The following is a 25084-nucleotide window of genomic DNA, read 5'->3' on the forward strand; positions in this document are numbered from 1 at the left end:
CACTATGAGCGTACTCCGAGTATACACAGACCACGACGTCACCAACCTGTTGTTCACCACCGACAACAAAGAAAAAATGGCCGCAAAACTGGCAGAAGCTGGTGTGCGTTACGAACAGTGGGAAACCGATGCAGAACTTGAGCCGGGTGCGCCACAGGAAGAGGTCATCGCGGCCTACCAGAAAGACATCGACCGCCTGATGAAAAATGACGGCTACCAGACCGTGGACGTTATCAGCCTCAGCGCCGATCACCCTCAGAAAGGCGAATTCCGTCAGAAGTTCCTGAGCGAACACACCCACAGCGAAGACGAAGTACGTTTCTTCGTCGGTGGCGAAGGCCTGTTCACCCTGCACATCGGCGAAAAAGTCTACGAAGTGCTGTGCACCCAAGGCGACCTTATCAGCGTGCCAGCGAACACCACCCACTGGTTCGACATGGGCCCGAACCCGAACTTTATCGCCATCCGCCTGTTCAACAACCCAGAAGGCTGGGTCGCGAACTTCACCGGCAGCGATATTGCCAACCGCTTTAACCGTTTAGAAAACTGATTCCGCTATGCAGAACGTCAAACTGATCCTGACCGACATCGAGGGCACCACGTCTTCGATTTCTTTCGTAAAAGACGTGCTTTTCCCGTACGCGGCAGAGCACCTGCCCGCATTCGTAAAAGCCAACCTCAACGACGAGAAAGTACAGACTGCACTGCAGCAGACGGCAGAAATCGCAGCAGAAGACGGTGACAATCTCAGCGCCAAAATCAGCGCCGACAATACAGACGCACTCATCGCCAAACTGCTGCAATGGATCAGCGAAGACCGCAAAGCTACCCCACTCAAAGCCCTGCAAGGTATGATCTGGAAAACCGGTTACGAAAATGGCGACTACCAAGCGCACATGTACCCGGACGCCACCGAATACCTGAAAAAATGGCACGACAGCGGCCTGCCACTGTACGTGTATTCCTCAGGCTCGGTAAAAGCCCAGGAACTCTTCTTCGGCTACTCGCAGGACGGCAACCTGCTGCCTTTATTTAACGGCCATTTCGACACCCTGATGGGCGGCAAACGTGAGACTCAGTCTTACCTGAATATTCTGGCTGAACTGCAGAAAACACACGCAGGATTAAACGCCGAAGACGTGCTGTTTTTATCAGACATCAAAGAAGAACTGGATGCCGCGAAAGAAGCCGGAATGCAGACTGTGTGGTTGGTTCGTGAAGACGGCATACCGGCGGATGCTGAGCATAAGGCTGTGAAGAGTTTTGCGGAAATCTGAGTTTCCTCTATCGATTTATGCACTCCCTACGCCTCTCCCCCCGCCTTGTAGGAGGGGATCATATCCCCGATAACCAATTCCGCAAGATATCTTGTTCGCATTCATAAGTATGGATTAGACAACCCTAATCGGCAGCCCCCACAGCCGTGGATACAATGGTAAATCGTGCTCGAAGGGCGCGTACGGTCTACCAAACCACTTAAATCAACAAACCAATTATGGTAGTTTGACCTGAATACTCCAAGAAGCAAGGATCATGCTGAAGCGCCTCTTTTCGTCCACCAAACGGCCATATATTCCTGGCATCAACAGCCCAGAGAATATATCCGTAGACCTATCTGGGAGCACACTATCTTTCAAGCTGTTACCGAACCAAGATTTTGAAGGTTTCGGAGAGAGAGTCGCACCTGCATCCACACTGAATGCCTACAACCCGCAAGCATTCGAGCACGACCTCTATGGGCTCTTTTCGAATCAGTCTCTATATAGTCGACGGTGGGAGCTATACGGTGTGCTATGGGACCCTCAACCCATAGGGAGTATCCGAGCAAATGCTCACCTGATGCGTGCAGATACCCTACCAGATGGTATGAGCTGTTTAAATCCAAACCAATTTGAACAAGTTATCAACCGATACTTATTTAATCACGGCCCTGAACAGCCAGAATTCGGTGTACGAATAGCTCCAGTAAATTGGCAGGTATACAAAACTCATGATACCCCTTGGGTTTACTGTGAGGAACGAGATAGAAATCAGGCTGATGAAGTTGCTTGGCATGCTTTTGCTTTCGCACCACTCGATGACAATCTTTTTGTACTGGCTAACTTTTACTGCATTAACTCCGATCAGAAAGACATTATCAACGAACACTTCAGGAACATAATCGGTCGGGTTATATCAACCTTCGATCTGAAGTATCGTCCGGAAATTCAAGCAAAGGTTATGCGTTTGCAAAATGAAACTGAAAGGTGGGCTTACACGGAACAGCGCGATCCCGAGGAGTGGGTTTATCCGTGGGCGTGGCATCGAGGATCACGTGAACATGGGCACCCCCCTATCATTGTGACAGAGCCAGGCACTCCAGCACCGACATATACAAAATAATAGAAAGGATTCTACTCATGAATATCAAACAAGTTAAACCACGCTTTCATCTTTATATCTCTAAATCTGATCCTAGCCGAATCAATATCAATCGGAATCTTTACGTGCTTCAAAGCGTTAAGACCCAATGGGAAGTAATCAAGTCGAAGGAAGAAGGGCACTACTATTTTCAACGTCTGAACAGGGCTATGATCCACTTGGCTACAAACCCGGGCCCTCGACAAGTAGGGATGCAGAGAACCGTTATTGGACCGATTTCGATAACCTTCCGGATTGACGAAGGATCGGGTGATATCGAAGTTCATCATACGATTGTTGATGATGCTCCCGAATACACAACTAAACAAACCCCAGGCCTGTATCGCGTCAAGGCTGGCCTCGATAAATGGAACATAGAACGAGATACCGACGTCGCCATGGACTTCACTCACCACTGGGGTGACAATGAACATAGTGCTGCCGTCGCCGGCAAGTTCAAAACCAAGGAAGAAGCTGGAGACAAATTACCTGAGCATATTCTCGGCGCTTACACACTATCTCCGAATCAATCGAAAGCGGCTGGTAATCACTACTCACTCTACTGGCTAAATAACGATTTCAAAAATACTCAACATGTAAACTCCATCCTGAATCACCTTATTAAAGCTCATGCAAGCAAGAGACGCGTACGTTGGTTAGTCCATGGAGAGGCGACGACAGTATTCGCAGAAGCTCTGGAACTGCTAGCCAAAAAAGATGAACTCAAGGCTGAGGCACAAACTCAGCGCGTATTCTTCAGCAACCCAAGGGGTTCCAAAAGCCGTAGAGCGCATCTTGAAAGTATCTGCACTTCCGCAAACATTGAATTTGCAGGGTTGCAGCTTAATGAACATGACATAGTCCATAATCGCGACGCACTTATTAATAAGCTGACCAGCGCAGGTACTATTCAGACTGCTGTTGTCGGCTTAACCTTTGGAGCAGGCTCAGCGTTTGGCAGCGACAACATAATGAAAGCCATTGATGCTGCGACCGCCGCCGGATCATCAATGATGAACAGCGCCGGCTATGGAGCAGCGGCTGCTCTGATAACAACCTGTGTTATTGGAGCATATGGCCGAAGCCTGTGGGGAATAGGTAATACGACCTTTGGCAAAGGAAACCAACAGTGGGCAGGCAACTGATCCAGCGTCAACGACCGCTGCTCTTAAGGTGCGCTAAGCGCACCTTGGTTCCACTACGATCAGACCAGTGATGACCAACAGCCGATAAACATGTCTTACCCTATATTTGGCAAACTCCGTTTCCCTAGTTTAAAGAGCGTCCAAAAGCGTTCTTTTAAGCTATCGGATATCGAAATATCCGTAGTACTTAGCCCCACAGCCACGAAATGGGGAGTTCACCGTGAGTACTCGTCCAGCTTCAATTTATACGACAATAAAAAGTTCGTTACCGAAGATGAAGCTGTAGGTTATGAGACCTGCTATTCCAGTACTTGGGATATAAAAGGTATCTTTGGACTTGGTAAGAATAAATCCTATATAGAGTTCAGACTCTTAGTCGCCAAGTGTAACAATGGACAGAACCTCTTTCTGCCCGGAAAATTGTTAGAGGTCGTTAGATCCGAAACTTCCAGACAGTTCAATGACGAACGATATTACTTAGATGTAACAGCTCTTCAGAACATTGGAACCTGGGTAAATAATGAAGTTGAATTTACCTATCATATGAATGAGGTGGAACATTCCACCCACAGCAATTTCATTGAATACATATGGTCCACTCCCATCACTGAGAATCACTATCTTCAGTTTCTGTTCGGTTTCCCGAAAAACGAAAAAACAGCCTCTCACGAAGCAGCAATTAAGAACTACTGCACGTCTATAATGCAGACCGTCCAGATCGACCTTCCAGCGTGGGTTAAGAAAGAGAAAGCCGCTGCGGCATCAGTATCGAAAGATACACATCAAACCGCAGCCATGGAGCCTCTGGTCTGGAGACGAGAAGCTGATACTGGTTCATACCTGGATTTCAGAAGAGAAGCCGTTGAGAAGGCGAAACAAACCGAAGAGTAGGACTAACTCGAATCCGGAGCTCTCCTAACACTATACCCTCCACAGGTATCAATTGCCCGCAACCCCCAAGGGGCTGGCCATCCTAGCCCGGCTCTCCTTGCCGCTAGCCAACTAAGGCAACTAAGTTCCAACTGCATTGGGGCCTTAAAATACTGCTCGTTGCTATTTTAGGTTCCACCTGAAGTTAAAATAACTAAACTTCTGACCTTTCTTTCCTATAGCAATCCCAACAGAAAAACTTGTGTTCGTGGTTTTTTACGTGCAATACTCACCGCCGCTCGAAAATTACAACAAACACGGAGTGTTCACATGGCAACGTCTCTACTCAACGAATACACACACAAGTTCCCTGCGGTACGTGGTATGCAAGCCGGGCGACCATGCTATATCGCTATGTGCCCAATGCGTCTTGTGCCAAAACTCTTTGTATTCGATGAAGATGTCGTCCCGCCTGAACTGCGCGCTCAACGCCGACTGAACGAAAGTCGTGTGCCAGACATTGCCCAATATCTGGTCGAAAACCCTGACTCTTACACCCTCTCGGCGATTACTGCCTCAGTAGATGGTGCAGTTAACTTCGAACCAATGGCCGACACAGGCCCGGCAATAAACCTCGGGATGTTATCCATTGCAATGGATACCCAGATTTTAGTGAACGATGGCCAGCATCGCCGTGCCGCTATCGAGCAAGCCGTTAAAGAAGCCCACGAGCTTGGGCACGACAACATCCCTGTCCTCTTCTTTGTTGACGACGGTCTTGCTCGCAGCCAGCAAATGTTCGCCGACCTGAACAAGCACGCTGTACGACCATCAGACTCTCTGAGCACTCTCTATGATCAGCGTGATGGCGGCTCAGCCCTTGCCCGTTACGTTTTTGATTCTGTACCCTGCTTCACTGCTCTGACTGACCTTGAGAACAACAGCCTCTCTAAACGTAGCAGCAAACTGTTTACGCTAAGCAGCATCAAACAGGCCTCAAGAGCACTCCTCGGTAAAACGTCAAAAGACAGGATTTCAAAGGAAGAAATGGACGTTGCCGCCGAGTACTGGGATGCCGTTTGTAGTAACATGCGCGACTGGCAAGACGCCATGAGTCGCAAGGTTTCGACCTCGGAATTGCGTGAGCAATTCATACACGCACACGGCATTGGCTTAGCGGCTCTTGGGGCCGCAGGCTCTGACCTTATCCGGCAGTTTCCAAGCGAGTGGAAGACCAAATTGTCCGGTCTCCATGACATCGACTGGAGCCGTTCCAACGTGAAACTCTGGCGTGGTCGCGCTATGGACAACCACGGAAAGCTAAGCAAAACACGAAGTAACACCGTACTGACGGCGAACGTCGTACGACACGCACTCGGAGTATCACTGGGTGCAGAAGAGCAACAAATCGAAGATCAGTTGAACTCATGAGCCAAAAAGAAACATTGTTCCCAAGCATGGATGAGATGCTTGAGGCCTCCGAATTCGCCGGACGTCCAGCGCTCGACCTGATACAGGAAATCCAGAACCTGTACCTCGAGAACGACAAACCATGGGTCATCGGCTTCAGCGGTGGTAAAGACAGCACTACAGTTCTGTCACTGATCTACGTTGCACTGACACGTTTGCCGAAGAAGCAACGGCACAAACATATTTACGTGATTTCTTCAGACACCTTGGTCGAAACGCCCATGGTCGTCGACATGATCAGCAGTTCTATTGAAGCGATCAACGACAATGCCCAGCAGCTGGGCCTTCCAATGTCAGCCCATGTTGTCTATCCCGCATGGGGAGAAACCTTCTGGGTAAACCTACTGGGTAAAGGCTACCCTGCACCGACGCAGAGCTTCCGCTGGTGTACCGAGCGAATGAAGATCGATCCAGTAAGCGAATTTATCAAAGACAAAATCGCCCGCTTCGGTGAAGTGATTGTTGTATTGGGTGCACGCAGCCAGGAAAGCGCTTCACGTGCTCAGGTCATTGCTAAACATAAGATCGAAGGCTCATCGCTGTCTCGTCACTCTTCATTGCCCGGTGCTTTTACATATATGCCGATTGAAGACTGGACCTTTGACGAAGTCTGGATGTACCTGCTGGGTGCACCTGCTCCTTGGGGCGGTGATCACTTCGAGCTGTTCGAGCTCTACAAAGATTCCAGTGCTGGTGAGTGCCCTCTCGTTATCGACACCAACACCCCATCCTGTGGTAACTCTCGTTTTGGTTGCTGGACCTGTACCGTTGTGACCAAAGACCGCGCAATCGAAGGCCTGATTGACTCGGGCGAAGTGTGGCTGAAAAAACTGAAGAGCTTTCGTAACAAGCTTTACAGAACGACGCTTCCAGAAAACAAAAATGAAGTCCGTAACTTCAAACGTCGTACCGGTAAGGTTTCATATGCTCGTGGCGCTGTAGATAACGACAATGTTACCGAAATTAAAACAATTCCTGGGCCCTACCTTCTTGAGTACAGAAAGAAGTGGCTCAAAGAGCTGCTGACCATCGAAAAGAACCTGATCGAAGAAGGCCGTAAGATCCAGCTTATTCGTCCAGAAGAGCTCCATGCAATACGTAAAGAATGGATGTTCGACCCGAACGAACCAGACTGGTCTGACGAACTCCCCAAGATCTATCGCGAGGTCTATAAAGAAGATCTTGATTGGGTTGAGCATGACGCAGGCGCGTTCTCACAAGCCGATGCTGACTTAATCGAAGAGCTGGCCGAAGCGCATGCCGTACCCGCTGAGCTGGTCATGAAGTTACTGGAGCTGGAACTTTCGATGGATGGCCTGAGCCGCCGCAAAGGCCTGTTCGGCAAAATCGAAAGCTTACTCAAAAATGACTGGGGCACACTTGAAGATATTCAAGCAGCTAAGGCCGAAGCAACGCACTCGTCTGACCTGAAAGCAAAGCTAAAGCAGGAACTTAAAGGCGAAAGCGAAGACCTGCATCTTAAATCCATCTACGACGAACAACTGAAAGCTCTGACGAAAGAATATGAGGCACTGAAATAATGATACTTAAAAGCCTCTACCTTCAGGATTTTGGCGTATTTCAAGGTAGCTTCGACGAAAACTACGTTGATCTTGAGCCTCGCACCAAATACAACAAGAAGCGTCCGATCATTCTGTTCGGTGGACTCAACGGTGCAGGTAAAACCACAACCCTGACCGCTGTGCGTTTGGCCCTGTATGGCAAGCAGAGTCTCGGTCGCGCTGTATCCGTTCAGGCATATCACGACTTTCTGCTCGATTCGATTCATAAACCTAAAGGCAGCGTACTCAAGCCGAATACCGCTGGCGTGAAGCTCGACTTCAACTTTGGCCGACAGGGTGAAGTGATCGACTACACCGTTAAGCGTGTCTGGACCGTGCGCGGGAATAGCGTATTTGAAAGTGTTGAAATCTATCAGAACGGTGAATACCTGCAAAACCTCACGGATCAGCAGAAGCAATCGTTCCTCAATGAGCTGATTCCTATTGGTGTTGCAGACCTCTTCTTCTTCGACGGTGAGAAAATCGCCGAGCTTGCCGACGACAGCGACAATACCGCACTCGCAGACGCCATTAACCGCTTGCTCGGTTTAGACATTATTGATCGCCTCAAGGCTGATCTGGGCGTTTATTTACGAGATCAGAAGCGCGACCAACTGCCGTCAGACATCAAAAAAGAAATCGAAACGTTAGAGGCTGAATATCAGTCTCTGTACGCAGCGTACCAGGCGAAACTCTCGGATATAGATACTCTCAAGATCGAGACCACCGAACTTGAGGCAACTAAAGAGCGCCTGACTCAGAATATCAACGAACTGGGCGGTGCTTGGGCAAGTAATAAACAAGAAGCAGAAGCCAAAGAACAAGCTCTGCGCGCCAAACGCAATGAACTGCAGAACCAAATCAGAAACCTGATTGCCGATGCAGCCCCTCTGGCGTTTGCAAAGACTCAGCTTGAAGCATTACTGAAACAGCTCTCCGCAGAGCAACAAACCAAGCGCCAACTCGTCGTTCAGGTTGAACTGCGTAAGCAACTCAATAAAGTGCAGCGATCACTGCTGAAATCACTGGGTAAAGAACACCAGAAAGCAATTGAAGCGTCTATTACTGCCTCAATGGCTGACAGCTCTGCTTCAAATAACGCCGCAGATACAGAGATCATTCACGATATCTCGGACAGTGAATTCAACCGCCTGAACCACCTGATCACTAAGGTAGTACCAGAGCAGCAAGCTCGTGTTAAAACACTATCTACCGAACTGGAATCCGTTGAAGAAGAACTGGCGAATGTCGGTCTCAACCTGTCACGTGCACCTGATGAACGCCGTATATCTAACTTTGTAACGGAGTTAGCCGGGCTCGAAAGGACTCTCGGTCAACGCCAAGTTGAGGTGAAACTTAAGACCGAAGAAGCAAAAAGTACTCTTCGCGATGCCATGGATAACCTGCGCAAACTGCGCGACAAAGAGAAAGAATTCAGCAGCGTCAGTAATCTGAACCAGGCCGTCACGCTGGCCGACCGCACCCGCGGCTTACTTGAAGGCTTCGCTGTAAAAACCCGGGAACAGCGTATTCAGCAACTGGAGCAGGAATTCATCAAGTCATTTGCCAAGCTTGCCCGCAAAGACGACCTGATGATTACCGCCAAGATCGACCCGGATACATTCAACGTATCTCTGGTGGATGGCAAAGGCAACATCATTGACAAGAAGAAGCTGTCAGCCGGTGAAAAGCAAATCTATGCCATTGCCATGCTGGAAGCACTGGGCAGAACCTCTGGCCGTAACCTGCCGATCATCATTGATACGCCACTGGGGCGACTGGACTCACGACATCGTGAAAATCTGGTTAAGAACTACTTCCCGACCGCGAGCCATCAGGTACTGATCTTATCAACGGATACCGAAGTCGATGAAGACTTCTATAAAGACCTGTCGCCAGAGATATCCCACGCTTTTGAGGTCGCCTACGACCCAGAAGCGGGAAGCTCCGGATACTACGAAGGCTATTTCTGGCGTCACTAACTAACGTGATGAAAGAAAGATAAAAGAACTGAGAACGTAAGAACACGACGAGACACACCATGCTGCCACAGAAAATGAAAATCTCAGAAAAGGCCTTCACTTCACTGCGTCGCCTGCAGAGCAACACAGGCCTGACGGTGAACATCGGCGCTCGCCTGGCATTTTTTGCATCCATTGAGCGTGGCTTCACATGGGAAGGCGAAGACATCCAGCTCACCATTCGTGAACTAGATAAGTACACCTGGCTGGGTGACTATGGGGATGTGGTGGAAATGCTGTTAAAGCAGAAGTACCCAAACCTTGAAGCGAAAGACTACTACAAGGCCTGGGGGAGTCATGTGGATGACGGGGCGGCAATTATTGAAGGTATCCCTAACACGGCTCGTATAATCACCAATGCATAATATCAGGATGTTCTGTTTCAACCAAATGTAGAGTTATTAAATATTGATGGACATCTAACTCGTTATCTTCATCGTCATAACTTGAGTAATACTCACATATATTCTTCGAAAGAAATGTTTCAAGCAACATTTGAATAGTTATTAAGATAGCTCTAACCGCAAGATCAATAAAACAAATATAACATCTGCTCGGCAATATATTCCCAGAATAGTCCTCTGGAGGCTTAAGGGAGCTTTGTCCATGAACCGCTTTATTTCTGGCATCCCTAGCAAGATTAATTAACGATGCCACACTCCATTGCTCTGCAAAAGGGTATATTTGAGATTTACTCTTACCGAAATCTTCATGTTTAAGATACAAGTCAGCGAACTTTTTCCATACATCAATAAAGCTCGGATGAATTGATATACTCTCTGCCTCTAGATATTTCCCAACTTTTACGGCAGGCCCTTCTTTACCAGGAACAAGCTGATTAATCCCAACGATATCACAAAGCTTTTCAAATGCACTCCAAACAAAAAGCAACCGGGATATCTTAAAAGCAAATCTTTGATAGTTTTGCTTATGCTGTTTCTCATATTCATAGGCGCCAGAACACCATTGAACAGAATTTGAATACCTTGGAGTTATTTCCACCCCGGATATATCTGATGACAACTCCAGCCATGTCAAAAAATCAAAAATACCAAATTCATCGTTGCTTTTAAAGTTTAGAAAATCACCTTCAAAAAAACCGTATGCAACAAAACATTTCAAATGATAGATATGATCAGAAACATCAACTAGACTATGCTTCTCGTCAGCATTAATCATAAAACTCAATCCAAACAACTAATTGCATCATATATTACTTTTATAGACCTTGTAGATGGCTCTATATTCAGGAAAAACTCATCATCTTTAGAACACTTACAAAGTCTTTTATAATACCTATCTTCACCAACGACAAAATCCCAAGATAAGCTATCATTTTCAGACCTATATATATCTTTAAACACTCTCATTAAAGCAGCAAAACCTACAGACTTATTAAGCGATGACCTTTTTTCATTCTTCGACCAAGCTACGGGCCATTTCTTCATTACAGCATTAAAAAAATTCAGAATATTAGAAGCAATGACTTCATCCCTATCTTCAACAAATGCCTTCCTAAAAAAGTACTTTTTAAGGCTATCCACATCCATATGGGATATTTTTTTACTTTTACGCCAAAATTTGGATTCTGACATATAGTAGTCTCTATCAGACTTTGGATCTGGGGATATTAATTTAACAACATTCTCAACAAAGGTAGCCTGGGTTAAGAATTCATTCTTTACACCTTTTGTCGCCACACCTAATCTCTTAATTGATCTATAAAATGGGCTTTCAGGTTCAGAATTCAATATTACAGCAATATCGTGACATGTTCGCTCAGGACTACGAGTATCAGCTAGAGCCTGTAAATCATAAACCAAACTTTTATTGACTTTGGTCTGAGCCAAGTTAACTGTTGCAAATATTCCAGCCTGCGTCGAGATATCGGCTCCGACAAATATGGTAACTAAAAGTTGAAATTTTGAAACACTACCATCAGGGTTCTCAAACTCATAGTTTTTATCATTAAAACCGGCGAGACGATGCTGCCCGTCCAAAATAGAGGCGATCTTATCATATCGCCCTCCCTCAGATAACAACTTAACCTTTTTAGACTTCTCATCCCACTCTACATTATCTTCGCTAATAGACAGAATGATTGAACTAGGAAATGTAGCATCAATGGTTTTAATATAAGAGCTTATTTCTTTAACACGATTTGTTTTTAATTCCCGTTGAATACCAAGATACTTACCAACATCATCATTTTCCATTTTACGAACGTCTGCTTCTGAGATCTTTGCCACATCTTCAGCATTCATGACGCCACAATAGAATTCACCTACAGGCTGACTCACTTTAATTGCATCAAACTCTACAACTGTATCCATTACACACAACTCCTACCGGAAAACCTTTTCACTTAATGACTTCTGATCTTTTGAAACACTGTTCATAAAGTCAACAGATGTATTATTTTCATAATATGCTGAGTAATACCAAACAAGAAGTGAGATAAAATAGATAATATATGCAACATATATGAGATCGTGAGAGAAAATTGAGTTGAGGTAACCTAGCGTTTTATCATCCAGCCCTAGATCTTGACTCGAAATTAACTGGCCTATTCTATAATAAGAGAATGTTCCAACACCACCAATCAAAGAAACTAATGAAAACAATAGAATAAATCCGAACATTCTAAACTTATTATTAACTTTTCCAGCAACTTTCTTAATGAGTAGCCAAAAAAATGGAGTTATCATCGCCGTCGTTAGAATGAATACTTCCCCCCCTCTTAAAGTCGATTTAAAAGCCACCCAATAGCCCATGGAAAACATCCAGTTCTTGAGTGCCGCTTCTACTATCATCGGCAAGAACGACCCTAAAAGCATCCAAAAACATGCTAATGAGGTTTGCCTATGCAACTCAAACATGAGTCAGCTCCTTCATGTTTCAAAAGATCTCCCAAAATGCCAAATCTTTGATCTTAGCGACTTTCTTTTTACCATCCACACACAAGCTATGATGCTTCTCTAATTTGCGGATTTGTCCCATAAAGTATTCCTCGTCACTCTTCGTCTGAGTATTGAAGATCGCTTTGATCTCCTGCGACTTGATATTCGCTACCTGATGGATCACCCAAGACAGGATCAGAGTCGAGTAGTCGTTATCCCCAGTTTTGAAGTGCGTCAGCTCTTGGGTCGACAAAATCGTTCCAACACCAAATTCGCGGCCTTCTTTCAGGATCTTCTTCAGGCTCTCGAAGTCTTGCGACATAAAGTTGTCGGCTTCGTCCACCAGAATCATCTTCGAGATCTGGCGAAAGTCGCCATCAAGCTTCGAACTCCCCTGCTGGTGCATCTGTGTATAGAAAAGGTCTAACGTCAGCGCGACCACGAGATTCTGTATGCTCGGATCATATCCAGATAAGTTAATAACGGTGACACCGTCGACCAGACCATACAGTGACTTAGTTTTGCTGCTATCAGGCTCAAAGATCTCAAAGCTGATCAGGTCATCAAGGGCAGCATAGAGTGAGTCTTGCTCAATCTTGTCCTGTGCCTGGAATTCAGCCCAGACATCCGCTAGTGTAGGCGCCATACGTCCCCAGGTGCCTTTGTCCTGTGGGTAAATGCCTGCCGCCTCGTATGCATCCATAACCAGCGTTCGAACTTTATTCTGCTGTTTGGTACCCAGGTTAAACGCTTTAGCCGTGGTTGTCTTAAACAGGTTAGCGGTATGCATCGGCTGCATTGGCCTGTTACCGAAGATAGCCAGCGGGTTAAACGGTAGCTGATACAGATCAAACACTTTCGCGCCGGTCGCTTCGACAAAATCATCTTTGATGTAATCTGCCTTGTAGTCGAAGATCAGTATGCCAATAGGTGTACCACCAACGTTGTTGTGCTGATTACGTACCAACTGAGTGATTACAGACTTGGTGAACTGGGTTTTACCGGTGCCCATGGTACCGATGATTCCGGTATTGGTATTAAATAGTTTTTCGGTATTCGTCGGTTCCCAAAGCACGTCCTGATTATTGGCAACGTCAGTACCAAACTTAATCACCAACGGTCCGGTTGGTTCTAACGGTGCAAGCGGCACGGATACATCATGCTTTGCCACAGGTTCTGGGGCTTCAGGTTCCGCCGCTTCTGGATATTGAGTCGTTGATTTCGGATACGGTGTGTTCAGTACATCATCAGATGATTGCGACTCCTCATCACCCACCGGCAACTGAACCACAGGCGCATCAGTAGCTGAATCACCAAGAATATATTGCTCAGGTACGGCTAACAGCCGGCCAGCATGAAGCTCGTCTTTTAATGCCTCGTAAGGCTGATGCACAAGCCCTGCGAGCTTGGTCATTGGAATGTCGATTTCAAGGATGCCATCAACTTCTTCGTATCGCTCTGTCACGCAAGAGTCTGTATTCAGGTGTGCAACAACAATACCCGCCGGGTAGTTCTGCAATTGTGCCAGCGTGTAGTTTCCTTCGAGCCACTCTTCTCGTGCTGACAGTAGTTCATCGAAATAGTCATCACTGAATACTTTATAGAGCTGGTACTTCTCGACCTGTAACAGCACCTGGCGAACAAACAAGCCGCGATACAGTCTGCCTGCAAGGTTCTCCTGTCCGAGCAGACCTTCCATATAGGTCTTCAGCTCCCGCGCCTGCTTGCGAGCCTTTATAAAATCAGGCCTATTGTTTGTTGCCTTGGACTCGACCGGTAGCAAATAAAGCTTGCCACCCTTAAAGCCTGCAAACAGAACATCATCTGAAATTGCACCTTGTTTGATACCAAGATTATGACGAGAGAAATCTGAGTCGCTCATTGCCAGGCCGATGTTACCTGCCACCCGAATCATCTCAGCAACGGATAAGGGCACCCAGCAGATATCGGACTTAGACAGCATGGCAGCAACAGCTTTATAAGAAGCAATGACGCCTTCTTTGCCTAGCTTCTCTTTGCTTGGGTCATTGACCATCTGCAGAAGCCACTCGCCGTTGAAAGCGTTGAACTCGCGAATCAGGCTCTCACCGGAGGCACCCAGCACACTTCGGTAGAGCTGTGATTGCTTGGTAACAGTTATCGCGTCATAGCCAGCAGAGCTGGTGTATTGATCTGAGTAGTGGATCAGAATGACGTCGTCTGACTTTGAGAAGAAATCCAGCGTCACTTTCGGGTCAACAATCGTTACCCACACGGAGCTGTCGTAAGACTTATCCAGCAGTTGTTTCACAGAATCACTAACAGCCAGACTAATAGCGGAGTGTTCGTGATAGGAATCACTGTTCAGCTTTGAAGGCCGCCACATGGCACCGAATAAACGGGCAATCTTCAAATGCGGCTTATCGGCGTAATCGACACCCTTCAGTCCGAACGCGGTAAAGTAGGCATCGTTCTCGCTGCGTGATGATTCGCCGTTCAGTAGGCCGCCGCATGCAACACCAGAAAGATGCTCGTCGATGTTGTTATCTCGGGCATCCACTACCTGATTGTTCTTAAAGAATGTCAGGTGCGCATAGGCTTGCTGGTCAGTTTTACCATTAAGGAACTTACTGAAGGTCAGGCGCGTGCGAAGTACATCGACAATGGTATCGGTATTCCGCTTGGCCTTACCTTTATCGAGATCGTATCTGTCTTTGATATCGTCGTAAGTGGCCATCTCAGCGAAGAGGTCGAACTCGGTTTCCAGCTCTTCGTCGTCATACAGATTGACGTGGATATAACGCCCTTCTTCGAGGTGCTCCATATAGTAGGCGAGCAGGCCCCGGAAGAGTTCGCGGTTCTCGGCATTATTGACAGAGTTAATAAGCACTGGTGCCGATGACACAGTATCGAACAAACGAGAGAAGGTTTCCGTAAACTCCTCAATTTTGTGCCTTACGAGCTTGCTGATGTAATCAAAGCTACTGTCCTCACGTGGCACAATCTCCAGCCAGAGCGCATTTTCATCGACGGTTTGCGTGTAACTGTACTGCTGCTTTTCGTCAAACAAATGTGGAACCAGCCCTCGTGCAGTGAGGCGCTTTAACGTCACCTCCGGCAATGTGCGGAAGCTCAGGTCATCACCGTCTGCCTGTATGCTTTCAATGAGATAGAGGTAATACGACAGCACCAACGGATGAAACGGAGTGAGGTAGTTCTTAATCCGGTTATCTTCAGTATCGCGAATGCTGGCCGTACCCAGCTTCATCACAAACTTGGTACCAGACGATAACGTCTTACCTCGCTCGACCGATTCGAGATAGGAGAGGTATTCGGCCACATACTTCTTCGCCAGTTTAACCAGTGCCGGCCCCCAGCCTTCCAGAGACGGTAAGGTGCGGCGGCTACCTGTTTTAAAGTACTGGAGAAACGCGATATAGCTTTGATGCAGATTCTGGAGTTCAGGAAACGCAGTTAAGCCAGAAGCAGGTAAGCCTTTTTCTTTAGACGCATCCCAGTACACAAGCTCTGACGCGATGATCTCCCATTCAGCATCTAGCAGTTGCTTTCGGAGGAACAACTGCATGACTTCCTGGTTTTCAACGACGACGGTCCCTTTAGACTCTTTATAAACGCCATAGTAGTCGTCGTTAAACATGTGACGGGTACGTGATGTATCCATCAGCAGTGGTAGGGTAAGCGACTCTTTTGCAGATTCCCCTTCGACCTGAACCGGTAACGTGGTGGCCCCACTTTTCAGGATAAATCGCACTTCATCCGACTCATCATAAATCTGCTGATAGTCGAGTGTTCCGACTTCAATCACGTCGATGACTTCATCGTTATCTTTTAGCGTAACGGCCGTTTCGAGCTCGGGGTTGGTCACCAGTAACTGAACGTCTGACTGGATAATCAGAGACTGGCCTCGCCCCGTCGCTTTGATCAGGTATTTGTTAATGATATCGTCAAAGCAGAATTTGCCCTCAGGCAACACCAGGCATTGGAACTTGAATTGCTCACTGGACAGCTCACGTTTAGTACGTACGGAGAAAAACAACGGCTCGGACGTCAGCTCACCAGAGATGGTAAAGGTCGTATTGTTGCCTCTAGGCTTGTGACTCAGCTCCAGTAACTTGGCCGTTTTCTTGGGCTGAATTTCGAACTCGCTTCTTTCTGTTCGAGCTCCGGAGAATCTCAAATCAATCTGAAAAGTACCTTGATCTTCTGGCACCTGAAGAAGGACATTCTGCTCTCTTTGCCCTGCTGCCGTTTCTTTCTTGCTTCGTCGTTGAAGGTTTCCCGTTAAGGCTTCAACATCAAGAAATTCCAGTGCTTGCTTCTTCTGCTTTTGGATTTCGGATACGAGTTCGTCATAGGTACGATCTTTCCAATCATCACTGTTTATAAAGTTTTCTTTTATAAACTTACTTCCAAACTGACTTAAACGATCTTCTAACTCAGTTGGGTGATGCTCTATTTCAAATTCGATTTCAGACCTCAGTTTTCGGTTTTCCTCCAATCTACGTTCGATCTGGCGCTGATTTGGGGCCGTTGTCGCACCACCCCATGAATCAGTCAAATGAGGGTCATTGAACAAACCCAACTCATCAAATCGGAGATCGCCGTCGATCATCGACTCATAGAGGCTGCGATAACCAAAAATACTCGCCCCATCAGAGGCAACAATTTTTGTCTGCAGATCGAGAAGGCATTTTGAGGTATCGCGATTCGTCATGCTATCGTCGATCAGGCCTTCCAGAAGATCCCGAATCTTGGCGACAGACCAAACGGCTCCACTATGCGCGAGGTCAAATGTACTGTTGGTAATCGTATCGAGTGAGCTGTTATGAATCATCACCAGAGCGCGTTTATCATCAACGACCCTGTCTCTCAATTTTGCTAAATAGTTATCGGTGTAACACCCCTCTGTCACCGACTTTTCTTCTGCATGTCCAGCAATGAGCACCTGAATACCATTTACCTCTAAATAGCTGAGGTTAGTACCTTCATCCTCGACAATTCCATCAGCGGTATCACGCAATGCAGATAGTAAACGTACTGTGTTATCCGGATCAGTTGAACGGAACTGAAAGCGATCTCCTGGCTTGAGCCTGCTGCTAAGCCATGCCTTCAAGTGGCGTACGAGAAATCCTTCAAATTGTTTTTCGGACATATACCGCATCCCCGCTGTCGCTCATCCGCTCGAGATTTCCTACTCGCTCGTAAAATTCGATTAACGCTTGTTGTGATTGTTGATCAAACCAGACGCCCCGGCGCTTAAACTCTTCAATCAACTGCTGATACTGGAGCTTTTCTCTACTTCCTACGGCCAGGTTCGTCAGCAGTAGCAGGTAGTCCTGATTCATGATGAGAACACGCCCACCGCGCTTACGATTCTGAATGAAATGACGAGCTACTTCAGTCTCGAATGACGCAACCACCTTTCGATTGACCGTTAACTGGCTGGAGCGAGCTTGCCTGAATATCTCTCTGGCCGTCGCCGTGATCGCCTTAAAGATATCTTCCGTAGTATTCAACTCCTCGCTCCAAGGCTCACGACCTCGTGCATTACGATAGTTCTCAAGGAATCGTTTCAGACCAGATTTGAGTTCGTAAGACTCATCGGCGGGTAGTGCCTCTATCTGTTGATAGTGTTTCCATAACGGATAGCAGATTGATTCTTTATTATCGGGTTGATTGAGGTACTCAAGTGCCGACAATACAGGGAAGAGATCTTCCACGTAATCAATAAGAGAACTGAGTGCTTCCCGAACATAGGTACGTTCGCTACTCGCCCTCTCCGTATCCATGATGAAATACAGTGGTTTGCTAGTAGGCTCTGTACGCCAGCTGCGTAAGTTCATCGCCAGCTGAGCGCTGTAAAGAAAGTTGTACAAGCCAACAAAGGCTTTCAGGTTCTGCATCATGTAGCTTGGGTAGCTGCACAACAGCGAAAGATCTTCGGCAAAGACGTCCCCCATAAAGGGTAAGTAATCTTCAGTAGCGTCTGCTGGTGCGAAATCAGAAACAAATGACTGCAACTCGTCCAGCAGCTCGGCTTCGAGGAAGTTCAGGTTCTCGGGTTTCCCCTGCGTCACTTCAGGTCTGGAAAGAAGCATATTCCCCAGGACACTACCAACATGCCGGGTATTGCCTGAAGAGGCACTTCCAGCTTTAAACAGCATAAATTCAGGCGATACCTGAAAAAGGCCCCTGGCATCATCATTGAAGTACATGTGTTGCAGCAAAGTTTCAAACTCATCGTCAGCAACCTTGCTTGATAACCTATCCATACAAGCCTGAGTGTACTTCTCAAGCGAGGCCCCTTTTTTTAAAGCTTTCCGCCAGGCAATCGACAGAAGTTCACCCGCAACAGCCATGACATCAGGATCACTGATTTTTTCCCCGCGCTGCTGTCGGAATGTAAGGAAGTGATTGACGAAATTTCGATCTTTTATCGCTACTTCCGACACGGCCTGAAGATTTTCTTTAATACTCATCAGCAAGCCTCCACAATGAATTCATCATCTTCTAACAGCAGCGACCATTCGCGCTCATCTTTGATAAAAGTCAGCGAACCATTCTTTGATGCAACCCGAGCAACTTCGTCGATCACCTCTTCAAGAATCACAATGGTGTTCTTATCGTGTCTGTTTGGCCTGTAACCCGACATGATGCGCTCAGCCAACTCAAGAAATGAAATAGTCACGGGAAACGGCTTAATCGCCTGATCTCCGACCTTAATTGCGGCATTGAAACTGTGAATCTGACTCGAAGCGGGACTCTCCAGAGCCTTAGTATCCATTGCTACCCGTACTTTGGTGGTGATGGTCACACCATTACGCTCCGCAAGGTAAAGGGCGTCGTTACCAAGTCCGGTAAGCAGGCGATTCGCAAACTTAATAAGACTTGCTATCAGAGTCTTGTCATAGAATTCACGGAGCTGCTTTTTATCATCCAGAGTCTGATGAAGCTGCCAGACATGGATGTAGTCTTCGAAGAGCTTCCGGCGGAAGTCATCACTGAAGGCTTTGTGATAATTGTTACCGATATCGATGTCTTTCATCACATAGAATGCGCGAATCCAGGTCGTTGGCTCCATACTGAAGTGGCCGTACTTCGTGGAGAATGCCCTCTTGAACTCTTCAAAATCACTATCCGTAACCTCAAGAGAACGCTGCACGACAAACTCGTCGATACGCTGTGACCTGAGTAAACACGGATCAAGACTGGCCATGCTGCCTGCTAAACCGTCACCCGGTGCAAGGAAGAGGTTATCGAATAGTACCGAATCACCAGCAATCAGGTTATAGATAAAATCTAATAACGCCCGTGCAGACAGAAACTGATCGTATTTCAGGCGTGCATGCAACAAGGTCTGCACAATCAAAGCCTGAACTTCAGTCTCTTGAAGGATACGATAGTTCTCATAGATCAGTTGTTGATGGTGCGCTTCATCTTCTGAATAAGCTCTGTAAAGCGGATTTTTTTCGTCAGCCGCAGTCACTTTTCCGAGTAATTCTGAGATAAATTCAGAGCCAACCGCACCTTTCTCAAGCGAAAACTTAGGGTAATCTTCAAAGCTAAGGAACTGGTATTGGTCAAAAGCACGTTCGCCATCAATGAATCGGCGGATCGCCTCCTTAACACCGTCATGTCGCTCATCGCCGGTGTTCTGGAAGTTAAACAACATCCCGATGTTGATACCAACGATAAGGGGCTTATTACTCTCTCCATGCTGATCAAACAACTCGTTCAGCGCTTCTACTGCGTTCTGATCTGGCTTGAAGCTATGAGTCGCATCCAGATGAAACAGAAAGTCGTCTTTATATAAGTCATGATGCCTGCGGAGGATCTCTGACTTACCGTCACCACTGGAACCACAAAGGAAGATGATTGAATGCGCGGAGTTTGTCGTCTTCAGGGCTTCAACGAAGCGGCGTTCAATCTCGGTTTCAACGTAGAGGTAGGAGCGAAGCTCTTCTACTTCATCGGATGACTTTGAGAGTGTAGAGACTGCCTCGGCTGACGAGCGCGCCAAGGTATCAAGCAGTGTTTTGAAATCCATATCCACCGATTCTCGTAGGCCTAACGTACCGCACTTATGGTGAAAGCACGGAAGTACAAGGCCTACAAGCATACCGATGTTGGCGCTAATCATCTAGGCAAAGGGAGATGACAATCTGTTCCATTAGAGATTGGTGTACCGGATATTTACCGCCCCACAATAAACGTCGTTCCTCGCACCACCTTTTCATCGTCTGCCGCAATTACAAACTCAATATCACTGCGATACGCACCGCGACTCAGCGCTGCTGTGTCCACACACACCTGATATTGCTGCGTTGCGACACCATTTTCTGGCACGAGCAGTGTTGCAGGCCCCGAAAGTTGGGCCTGTTTCAGGCCTTGTATCGCGACAGCGACACGGTGGCTGCCCGGTGCAAAGTATTCAACTTCGAGCTGGTAGCTGTTGCAGGTCTGGTCGTTCACCGTCTGGTAGTAAAGCTGTTGGCGGTCGCGTTGGATATCAACGACGATGCTATCCCGCTGGGCTATAAAGCTACCCAGAATAACCACAGCCACACTAATCACTACGCCGTAAGCCAGAGTGCGTGTTCGCAGGATAGGGCTGTTACCAGTGCGGATCTTTTCTACCGAGTTGTAGGTAATTAGTCCTCGCGGCTTTTTAATTTTATCCATGACGCTATCGCAGGCATCAATACAGGCACCGCAATCGATACAGGCAGCCTGCAGGCCATCGCGAATGTCGATCCCCGTTGGGCATACCTGTACGCAGAGGCTGCAATCAATACAGTCGCTGCTTCGTGTTTTGTCGTAGGTAACTGTCCGGGTATTGTCATCGAACATAACGCTCTGAAAGCGCGAGTACGGGCAGGCGTGCAGGCATATTTTTTCACGCACCAGCCCAGCATTCAGGTAAGTGAGTGCTGTCATGGTGGTGAGCCAGATGCCTGTTGTGAGGCTCGCCTCACCCAGTAGGGTGTCAGGCACTAATTCACGAACAGGTACAAAGTAGCCGGTGAAGGTGATGGCGGTCGCGGTGGCCAGCAGTAACCAAAGTGTATGCTTACTGACCCTGCGCAGGCGCTGCTCTGTGGTGAGGCCTTTTTCATCCATGCGCTTACGCGTCCAGGCTGGGCCTTCGGTCACTTCTTCGACGCGCAGGAACAGCCAGGTCCAGACACTCTGCGGGCACGCTGTACCACACCAGATTCTGCCCACCACAGCCGATGCCGCAAATAACGCAATGGCAGCGATAATGAGTACACCCGCAAGTACCGGGAAGTCGTGCCAGCCCCACTGGGTGCCAAAGAAATATAGCCTGCGGTCTTCAATCGAGAACAGTAACGCCTGCTGCCCATTGATGTTGACCCAGGCAAGGCCAAAGTATGCGAGCAGCAACGGCCAGCTGATCAGGCGGCGCAGTGTCTGAAAGCGGCCGGAGAATAACCTTACGTGTATCTTCTCTCCGGACTGAGCGGGCGTAATATCCAGTGCTGGAATTCTTTGCATACCTGTTACCTCATCAGATTACAGCTTTCTCTCTATGCTGAGGTGAGGGTACGCGCCCTATCTGTACCACAAAAGGCACACTTTCATAAAATTTAAGTGGTACAGTTAACCTTATGAAGATTCATCAATATCAGATTCTCGAAGACGTACTGGCTGAGCAGATAGTCGAAGGCAGATTGAATGCCGGCGACAGGCTGCCTTCTGTAAGAGTGTTATGCGAGAGACATGATCTTGCGAAAGGGACTGTGCTGCACGCGCTCAGTCGTCTTGAGGCCCGCGGACTGATTCTGGCGAAACCCCGCTCTGGTTATTACGTACTGCCCCGGGAAGCTCAGGCTCCCGCGATTACGCGCCCCACTGCGCCGGTCGCCGCCCGGGTCAGTCCGCTACTGATGGACTTAATGCAGCATGGTGCGGCGTTTGATTTAGTGCCCGGCGCCGGCGGAGAGAACACTCAGGGGCTGGAAATACTCAATCGTTCTATTAACCGGGTAATGCGGCGCCAGCGTGGCCAGAGCCATCTTTATTATGATGACCCTGCCGGGGCAGTCGTATTGCGTGAACAACTCTCAATGAGGCTACTACGCAGGGGCTGTCAGCTTAGCTCTGACGAGCTGATGATTACTGCCGGATGCCAGAATGCATTGTTTCTTGCACTAATGGCCACCTGCAAAGCCGGTGATGTCGTTGCAGTAGAATCCCCCGGATTTTATGGCGCTCTGCAGTTGTTAGAACAACTGCAGCTGAAGGTAGTAGAAATACCTTCCTCACCACTGACGGGGATGTCGGTCGACGCTTTGCAGCAGGCATCGAAGAAGTGGCCAATCAAAGCCTGCATCGTTTCTCCCTGCTTTTCGACGCCCGCGGGAGCTGTCATGCCAGAGCCCGAACGCCAGCAATTATTACAGCTCGCAGAACAGCGTGACTTTGCTGTGATTGAAGATGATATCTATGCCGATACGGCGCTTTCGTATACGCCTGATCCACTTAAGAAACTGGATCAGACTGGGCGTGTCATTCTATGTAGCTCTCTCTCAAAGTCTTTATCCCGAGACCTGCGCATCGGCTGGATCAGTGGTGGCCGCTGGCAACAGGCCTTACTGCAATTAAAACTGGTTACTCAATTAGCCAGCCCTTTAAGTGTACAGAACGGGCTTGCGGAGTTTATCTCCAATGGAGACTACGATTCGCATCTGAAACGACAACAAAAATGGTTACGCCAGCAAAGGGATGAACTCTCAGATCAAGTTCGGGGCTGGTCTGCTGTTAAGAATGTTGGAATTCCGGAAGGAGGTTTAACTCTTTGGGTCGAATTACACGGAGACTGGGATACTTCGGCTTTGTTTTCAGAATTGAAAAGCGAGGGCGTTTTTATTGCACCGGGTGCACTATTTTCATCAAAGCATAAATTCAAAAATTACATGCGTCTGAGTTTCGCACACCCCTGGAATAGCCGCCGACAGAAAGCTCTGTCGGCGCTTGGTAAACTACTCAGCTAGCTGGTTCAGATAGCTAGCTCAGTTAAGACACTCAGTACCTGATATCAGGCGCTGCGACGACGCTCCATATCGTTGTCGTATTTTTCAGCCAGAACTTCTTTCTGATTATCGGTCAGTTCTTTACCTGCCACCTGAAAAACTTCCTGCTCTTCTTCCTCGAGATGGTGCTCAACAAGATGCTTCAGATCTTTAAACTTTTGCAGCCACTGTGGGCTACTCATGTCGATAGTTTCCAGCTCTTCTACCAGATCATCGATGTCTTTGTGCTCTGCGACACTGTGACGTGCTTTATCCTGACTATTATCGTGCGCCATTAACTTTGAATAAAAATGGCGTTCCTCTGCGGCAGCATGTTCGGTCAATTCTTCTTTAAGTAACTTCATCTGCTCTCTTCTGGCCGACTCGTCACCTGAGGTGGAAACAATGTTATCCATCAGTTCACGTTGTACTTCATGGTCTTCACGTAGTTTTTCAAAAATCGTGCTCATGGTGTTCTCCTGAATTGATGCTTCCTGAAATTTATCGCGGTTGCCTTAATTCAGTTGCGATAAAAATCAGAAAGTTCAAAAAAGGTTCATGCGCTCACACACGATCGAAGAGTTGCGCATGAGAAAACAACAGCCTTCAGCGGCGACTACCACGGGAGTTACCACGTAAGCCATGGTGGCGGTGTCCGCGCTTATGTCCCCAGGCACTATTGCCCGGAGCTTCAGAAATCACGTTGTAACCGATGCTTTCCAGAATAATATTGGCCGCATTTTCAACTGTCGCCAGGTCTGGATGGATACCGTCACCAAGGTGAGAATATTCCGCCCAGTAATCAACTATCAGCGCTTCGGGAAGATCAGATGCAATGGTCGTCATAACGATGTTATTTAGCATCTGGTAATCGGTGGGAGAGATCGTCCACTCCAACAATGAACTCTGACGGAAGAGCTCCAGATCGATATTGCTCACGTCCGGGTAAGGCGCGAATATGGGGGTCATACCCAAACCAAGTATCAACTGCCCGACTTCGACCATACGGTCGGCAGCGTCCTGCATATCTTCTTCGTCACATTGCTGCGCATCGCTTTCAGGGAGTCCAAAGGCATCTGAGTGCAGGCAGTCGTTGGGGGCCGTTACAACGACGTATTCTGCGTTGTAGCTGCCGTCGGCCAGAGAATAAACACGAGAGCTGGCACGCAACACCTGAGTCTGGTAGCTGTCAGACTGGGCGGTGCTACAACCGCCACCATAGAGTGCGGTACGGCAACTTTCACGTGCAAAAGTCGTGGCTGAAGCCTGAGCTTCGGTAATGACATAGCCGCTGTGAGTACGATTGCGGATCAGTGCATCCCCTAACGAAATATACTGTCCGGTACCAACCGATAAGCCCAGTAAGGGCGATGACAGGTCGCCATCGAAAGGGGCCTTGCCATTAGCAAACGAAGCGCCAACGATCAGCACGGGAAGTGTCTCTGGTGTTTCCTCTGCGTGAGGATTTCCAACATGCCCACCATGATGGTGAGGGCCAGCAACGGAGGCTAGTGAGGTACCGAGCAGTAAACACGCGGTCAGCAGGTGTTTGCGCATATCAACATTCCTTGTATTTTTTGGGGAGATTAGGGTAAAAACGCCAGAAACATAATCAATGGCGCCCCCCGCAACAAGGACTGAAACTGCAAAAGCCGCATGCCTGACTCACTTTGTCTTTCCTTT

Annotated in this window: 19 protein-coding genes; 10 read left to right on the forward strand and 9 right to left on the reverse strand. The window is 47.8% G+C overall.

The features are described from left to right. The first annotated feature begins 4 nt into the window (after window positions 1-4). From B2067_RS14270 to dndE, 9 genes are all read left to right on the forward strand, one after another. A complete protein-coding gene (locus tag B2067_RS14270; RefSeq protein ID WP_301388901.1) occupies window positions 5-550 on the forward strand; it encodes a 1,2-dihydroxy-3-keto-5-methylthiopentene dioxygenase in 546 nt (181 codons plus the stop codon). 7 nt (window positions 551-557) lie between these two features. Then, entirely contained in the window at window positions 558-1277 is a 720-nt protein-coding gene (mtnC, locus tag B2067_RS14275) for an acireductone synthase (protein WP_301388902.1), read from the forward strand. 256 nt (window positions 1278-1533) lie between these two features. After that, window positions 1534-2382, forward strand: coding sequence for a hypothetical protein (locus B2067_RS14280; protein ID WP_301388904.1), 849 nt, complete (start codon window positions 1534-1536; stop codon window positions 2380-2382). 17 nt (window positions 2383-2399) lie between these two features. After that, window positions 2400-3545: a hypothetical protein gene (locus tag B2067_RS14285; protein WP_301388905.1), complete on the forward strand. Its 1146-nt coding sequence runs from the start codon at window positions 2400-2402 to the stop codon at window positions 3543-3545. 90 nt (window positions 3546-3635) lie between these two features. Further along, window positions 3636-4436: a hypothetical protein gene (locus B2067_RS14290; protein ID WP_301388906.1), complete on the forward strand. Its 801-nt coding sequence runs from the start codon at window positions 3636-3638 to the stop codon at window positions 4434-4436. 309 nt (window positions 4437-4745) lie between these two features. After that, window positions 4746-5846, forward strand: coding sequence for a DNA sulfur modification protein DndB (dndB, locus tag B2067_RS14295; protein WP_301388908.1), 1101 nt, complete (start codon window positions 4746-4748; stop codon window positions 5844-5846). Then, the gene (gene dndC, locus B2067_RS14300) at window positions 5843-7426 is read left to right on the forward strand and encodes a DNA phosphorothioation system sulfurtransferase DndC (protein ID WP_301388909.1); all 1584 of its coding nucleotides are present in this window, start codon (window positions 5843-5845) and stop codon (window positions 7424-7426) included. Before dndB ends, dndC begins: the two co-directional genes overlap by 4 nt. Continuing rightward, on the forward strand, window positions 7426-9429 hold the full coding sequence (dndD, locus tag B2067_RS14305) for a DNA sulfur modification protein DndD (protein ID WP_301388910.1): 2004 nt from the start codon (window positions 7426-7428) through the stop codon (window positions 9427-9429). The genes dndC and dndD overlap by 1 nt, the downstream gene beginning before the upstream one ends. A 59-nt stretch (window positions 9430-9488) precedes the next feature. Continuing rightward, the gene (gene dndE, locus B2067_RS14310; RefSeq protein ID WP_301388911.1) at window positions 9489-9833 is read left to right on the forward strand and encodes a DNA sulfur modification protein DndE; all 345 of its coding nucleotides are present in this window, start codon (window positions 9489-9491) and stop codon (window positions 9831-9833) included. Here the strand turns inward: dndE and B2067_RS14315 are convergent. The 7 genes from B2067_RS14315 to ccoG form a co-directional block, all read right to left on the reverse strand. Further along, window positions 9820-10647, reverse strand: coding sequence for a hypothetical protein (locus B2067_RS14315; protein ID WP_301388912.1), 828 nt, complete (start codon window positions 10645-10647; stop codon window positions 9820-9822). The genes dndE and B2067_RS14315 overlap by 14 nt on opposite strands. A 5-nt stretch (window positions 10648-10652) precedes the next feature. Continuing rightward, window positions 10653-11801: a DGQHR domain-containing protein gene (locus tag B2067_RS14320; protein ID WP_301388914.1), complete on the reverse strand. Its 1149-nt coding sequence runs from the start codon at window positions 11799-11801 to the stop codon at window positions 10653-10655. Between the two features lie 12 nt (window positions 11802-11813). Continuing rightward, the gene (locus tag B2067_RS14325) at window positions 11814-12347 is read right to left on the reverse strand and encodes a hypothetical protein (RefSeq protein ID WP_301388915.1); all 534 of its coding nucleotides are present in this window, start codon (window positions 12345-12347) and stop codon (window positions 11814-11816) included. A gap of 19 nt (window positions 12348-12366) precedes the next feature. Next, window positions 12367-17520, reverse strand: a complete 5154-nt coding sequence (gene dptH / locus B2067_RS14330) for a DNA phosphorothioation-dependent restriction protein DptH (protein WP_301388916.1) — start codon at window positions 17518-17520, stop codon at window positions 12367-12369. After that, the gene (gene dptG, locus B2067_RS14335) at window positions 17501-18847 is read right to left on the reverse strand and encodes a DNA phosphorothioation-dependent restriction protein DptG (RefSeq protein WP_301388917.1); all 1347 of its coding nucleotides are present in this window, start codon (window positions 18845-18847) and stop codon (window positions 17501-17503) included. The genes dptH and dptG overlap by 20 nt, the downstream gene beginning before the upstream one ends. Beyond that, window positions 18847-20415 (reverse strand): DNA phosphorothioation-dependent restriction protein DptF, encoded by a 1569-nt coding sequence (gene dptF / locus B2067_RS14340; RefSeq protein ID WP_301388918.1) that lies wholly within the window; start codon window positions 20413-20415, stop codon window positions 18847-18849. The genes dptG and dptF overlap by 1 nt, the downstream gene beginning before the upstream one ends. Window positions 20416-20561: 146 nt before the next feature. Further along, window positions 20562-21884, reverse strand: coding sequence for a cytochrome c oxidase accessory protein CcoG (gene ccoG / locus B2067_RS14345; RefSeq protein ID WP_301388919.1), 1323 nt, complete (start codon window positions 21882-21884; stop codon window positions 20562-20564). A 113-nt stretch (window positions 21885-21997) separates the two neighbouring features. On the opposite strand from ccoG, the gene B2067_RS14350 reads away from it, so the two are divergent. Continuing rightward, the gene (locus B2067_RS14350) at window positions 21998-23383 is read left to right on the forward strand and encodes a PLP-dependent aminotransferase family protein (RefSeq protein ID WP_301388920.1); all 1386 of its coding nucleotides are present in this window, start codon (window positions 21998-22000) and stop codon (window positions 23381-23383) included. Window positions 23384-23427: 44 nt separating this feature from the next. Here B2067_RS14350 and B2067_RS14355 read toward each other — a convergent pair whose 3' ends face one another. Continuing rightward, a complete protein-coding gene (locus tag B2067_RS14355) occupies window positions 23428-23871 on the reverse strand; it encodes a hemerythrin domain-containing protein (protein WP_301376803.1) in 444 nt (147 codons plus the stop codon). Between the two features lie 136 nt (window positions 23872-24007). Next, on the reverse strand, window positions 24008-24958 hold the full coding sequence (locus B2067_RS14360) for an SGNH/GDSL hydrolase family protein (RefSeq protein ID WP_301388921.1): 951 nt from the start codon (window positions 24956-24958) through the stop codon (window positions 24008-24010). Window positions 24959-25084 lie beyond the last annotated feature (126 nt).

The organism is Thalassolituus sp. UBA2590 (assembly GCF_002339775.1).
GTDB lineage: Bacteria > Pseudomonadota > Gammaproteobacteria > Pseudomonadales > Oceanobacteraceae > Thalassolituus.

Excerpts from the sequence above, each read along its gene's own strand:
- B2067_RS14350 (WP_301388920.1), top strand. The coding sequence starts at position 21,998 with ATGAAGATTCATCAATATCAGATTCTCGAAGACGTACTGGCTGAGCAG.
- B2067_RS14355 (WP_301376803.1), bottom strand. The coding sequence starts at position 23,871 with ATGAGCACGATTTTTGAAAAACTACGTGAAGACCATGAAGTACAACGT.
- dptF (WP_301388918.1), bottom strand. The coding sequence starts at position 20,415 with ATGGATTTCAAAACACTGCTTGATACCTTGGCGCGCTCGTCAGCCGAG.
- dndB (WP_301388908.1), top strand. The coding sequence starts at position 4,746 with ATGGCAACGTCTCTACTCAACGAATACACACACAAGTTCCCTGCGGTA.
- ccoG (WP_301388919.1), bottom strand. The coding sequence starts at position 21,884 with ATGCAAAGAATTCCAGCACTGGATATTACGCCCGCTCAGTCCGGAGAG.
- B2067_RS14280 (WP_301388904.1), top strand. The coding sequence starts at position 1,534 with ATGCTGAAGCGCCTCTTTTCGTCCACCAAACGGCCATATATTCCTGGC.
- B2067_RS14325 (WP_301388915.1), bottom strand. The coding sequence starts at position 12,347 with ATGTTTGAGTTGCATAGGCAAACCTCATTAGCATGTTTTTGGATGCTT.
- B2067_RS14315 (WP_301388912.1), bottom strand. The coding sequence starts at position 10,647 with ATGATTAATGCTGACGAGAAGCATAGTCTAGTTGATGTTTCTGATCAT.
- dndE (WP_301388911.1), top strand. The coding sequence starts at position 9,489 with ATGCTGCCACAGAAAATGAAAATCTCAGAAAAGGCCTTCACTTCACTG.
- dptH (WP_301388916.1), bottom strand. The coding sequence starts at position 17,520 with ATGTCCGAAAAACAATTTGAAGGATTTCTCGTACGCCACTTGAAGGCA.
- B2067_RS14270 (WP_301388901.1), top strand. The coding sequence starts at position 5 with ATGAGCGTACTCCGAGTATACACAGACCACGACGTCACCAACCTGTTG.
- B2067_RS14360 (WP_301388921.1), bottom strand. The coding sequence starts at position 24,958 with ATGCGCAAACACCTGCTGACCGCGTGTTTACTGCTCGGTACCTCACTA.
- dptG (WP_301388917.1), bottom strand. The coding sequence starts at position 18,847 with ATGAGTATTAAAGAAAATCTTCAGGCCGTGTCGGAAGTAGCGATAAAA.
- mtnC (WP_301388902.1), top strand. The coding sequence starts at position 558 with ATGCAGAACGTCAAACTGATCCTGACCGACATCGAGGGCACCACGTCT.
- B2067_RS14290 (WP_301388906.1), top strand. The coding sequence starts at position 3,636 with ATGTCTTACCCTATATTTGGCAAACTCCGTTTCCCTAGTTTAAAGAGC.
- B2067_RS14320 (WP_301388914.1), bottom strand. The coding sequence starts at position 11,801 with ATGGATACAGTTGTAGAGTTTGATGCAATTAAAGTGAGTCAGCCTGTA.
- dndD (WP_301388910.1), top strand. The coding sequence starts at position 7,426 with ATGATACTTAAAAGCCTCTACCTTCAGGATTTTGGCGTATTTCAAGGT.
- dndC (WP_301388909.1), top strand. The coding sequence starts at position 5,843 with ATGAGCCAAAAAGAAACATTGTTCCCAAGCATGGATGAGATGCTTGAG.
- B2067_RS14285 (WP_301388905.1), top strand. The coding sequence starts at position 2,400 with ATGAATATCAAACAAGTTAAACCACGCTTTCATCTTTATATCTCTAAA.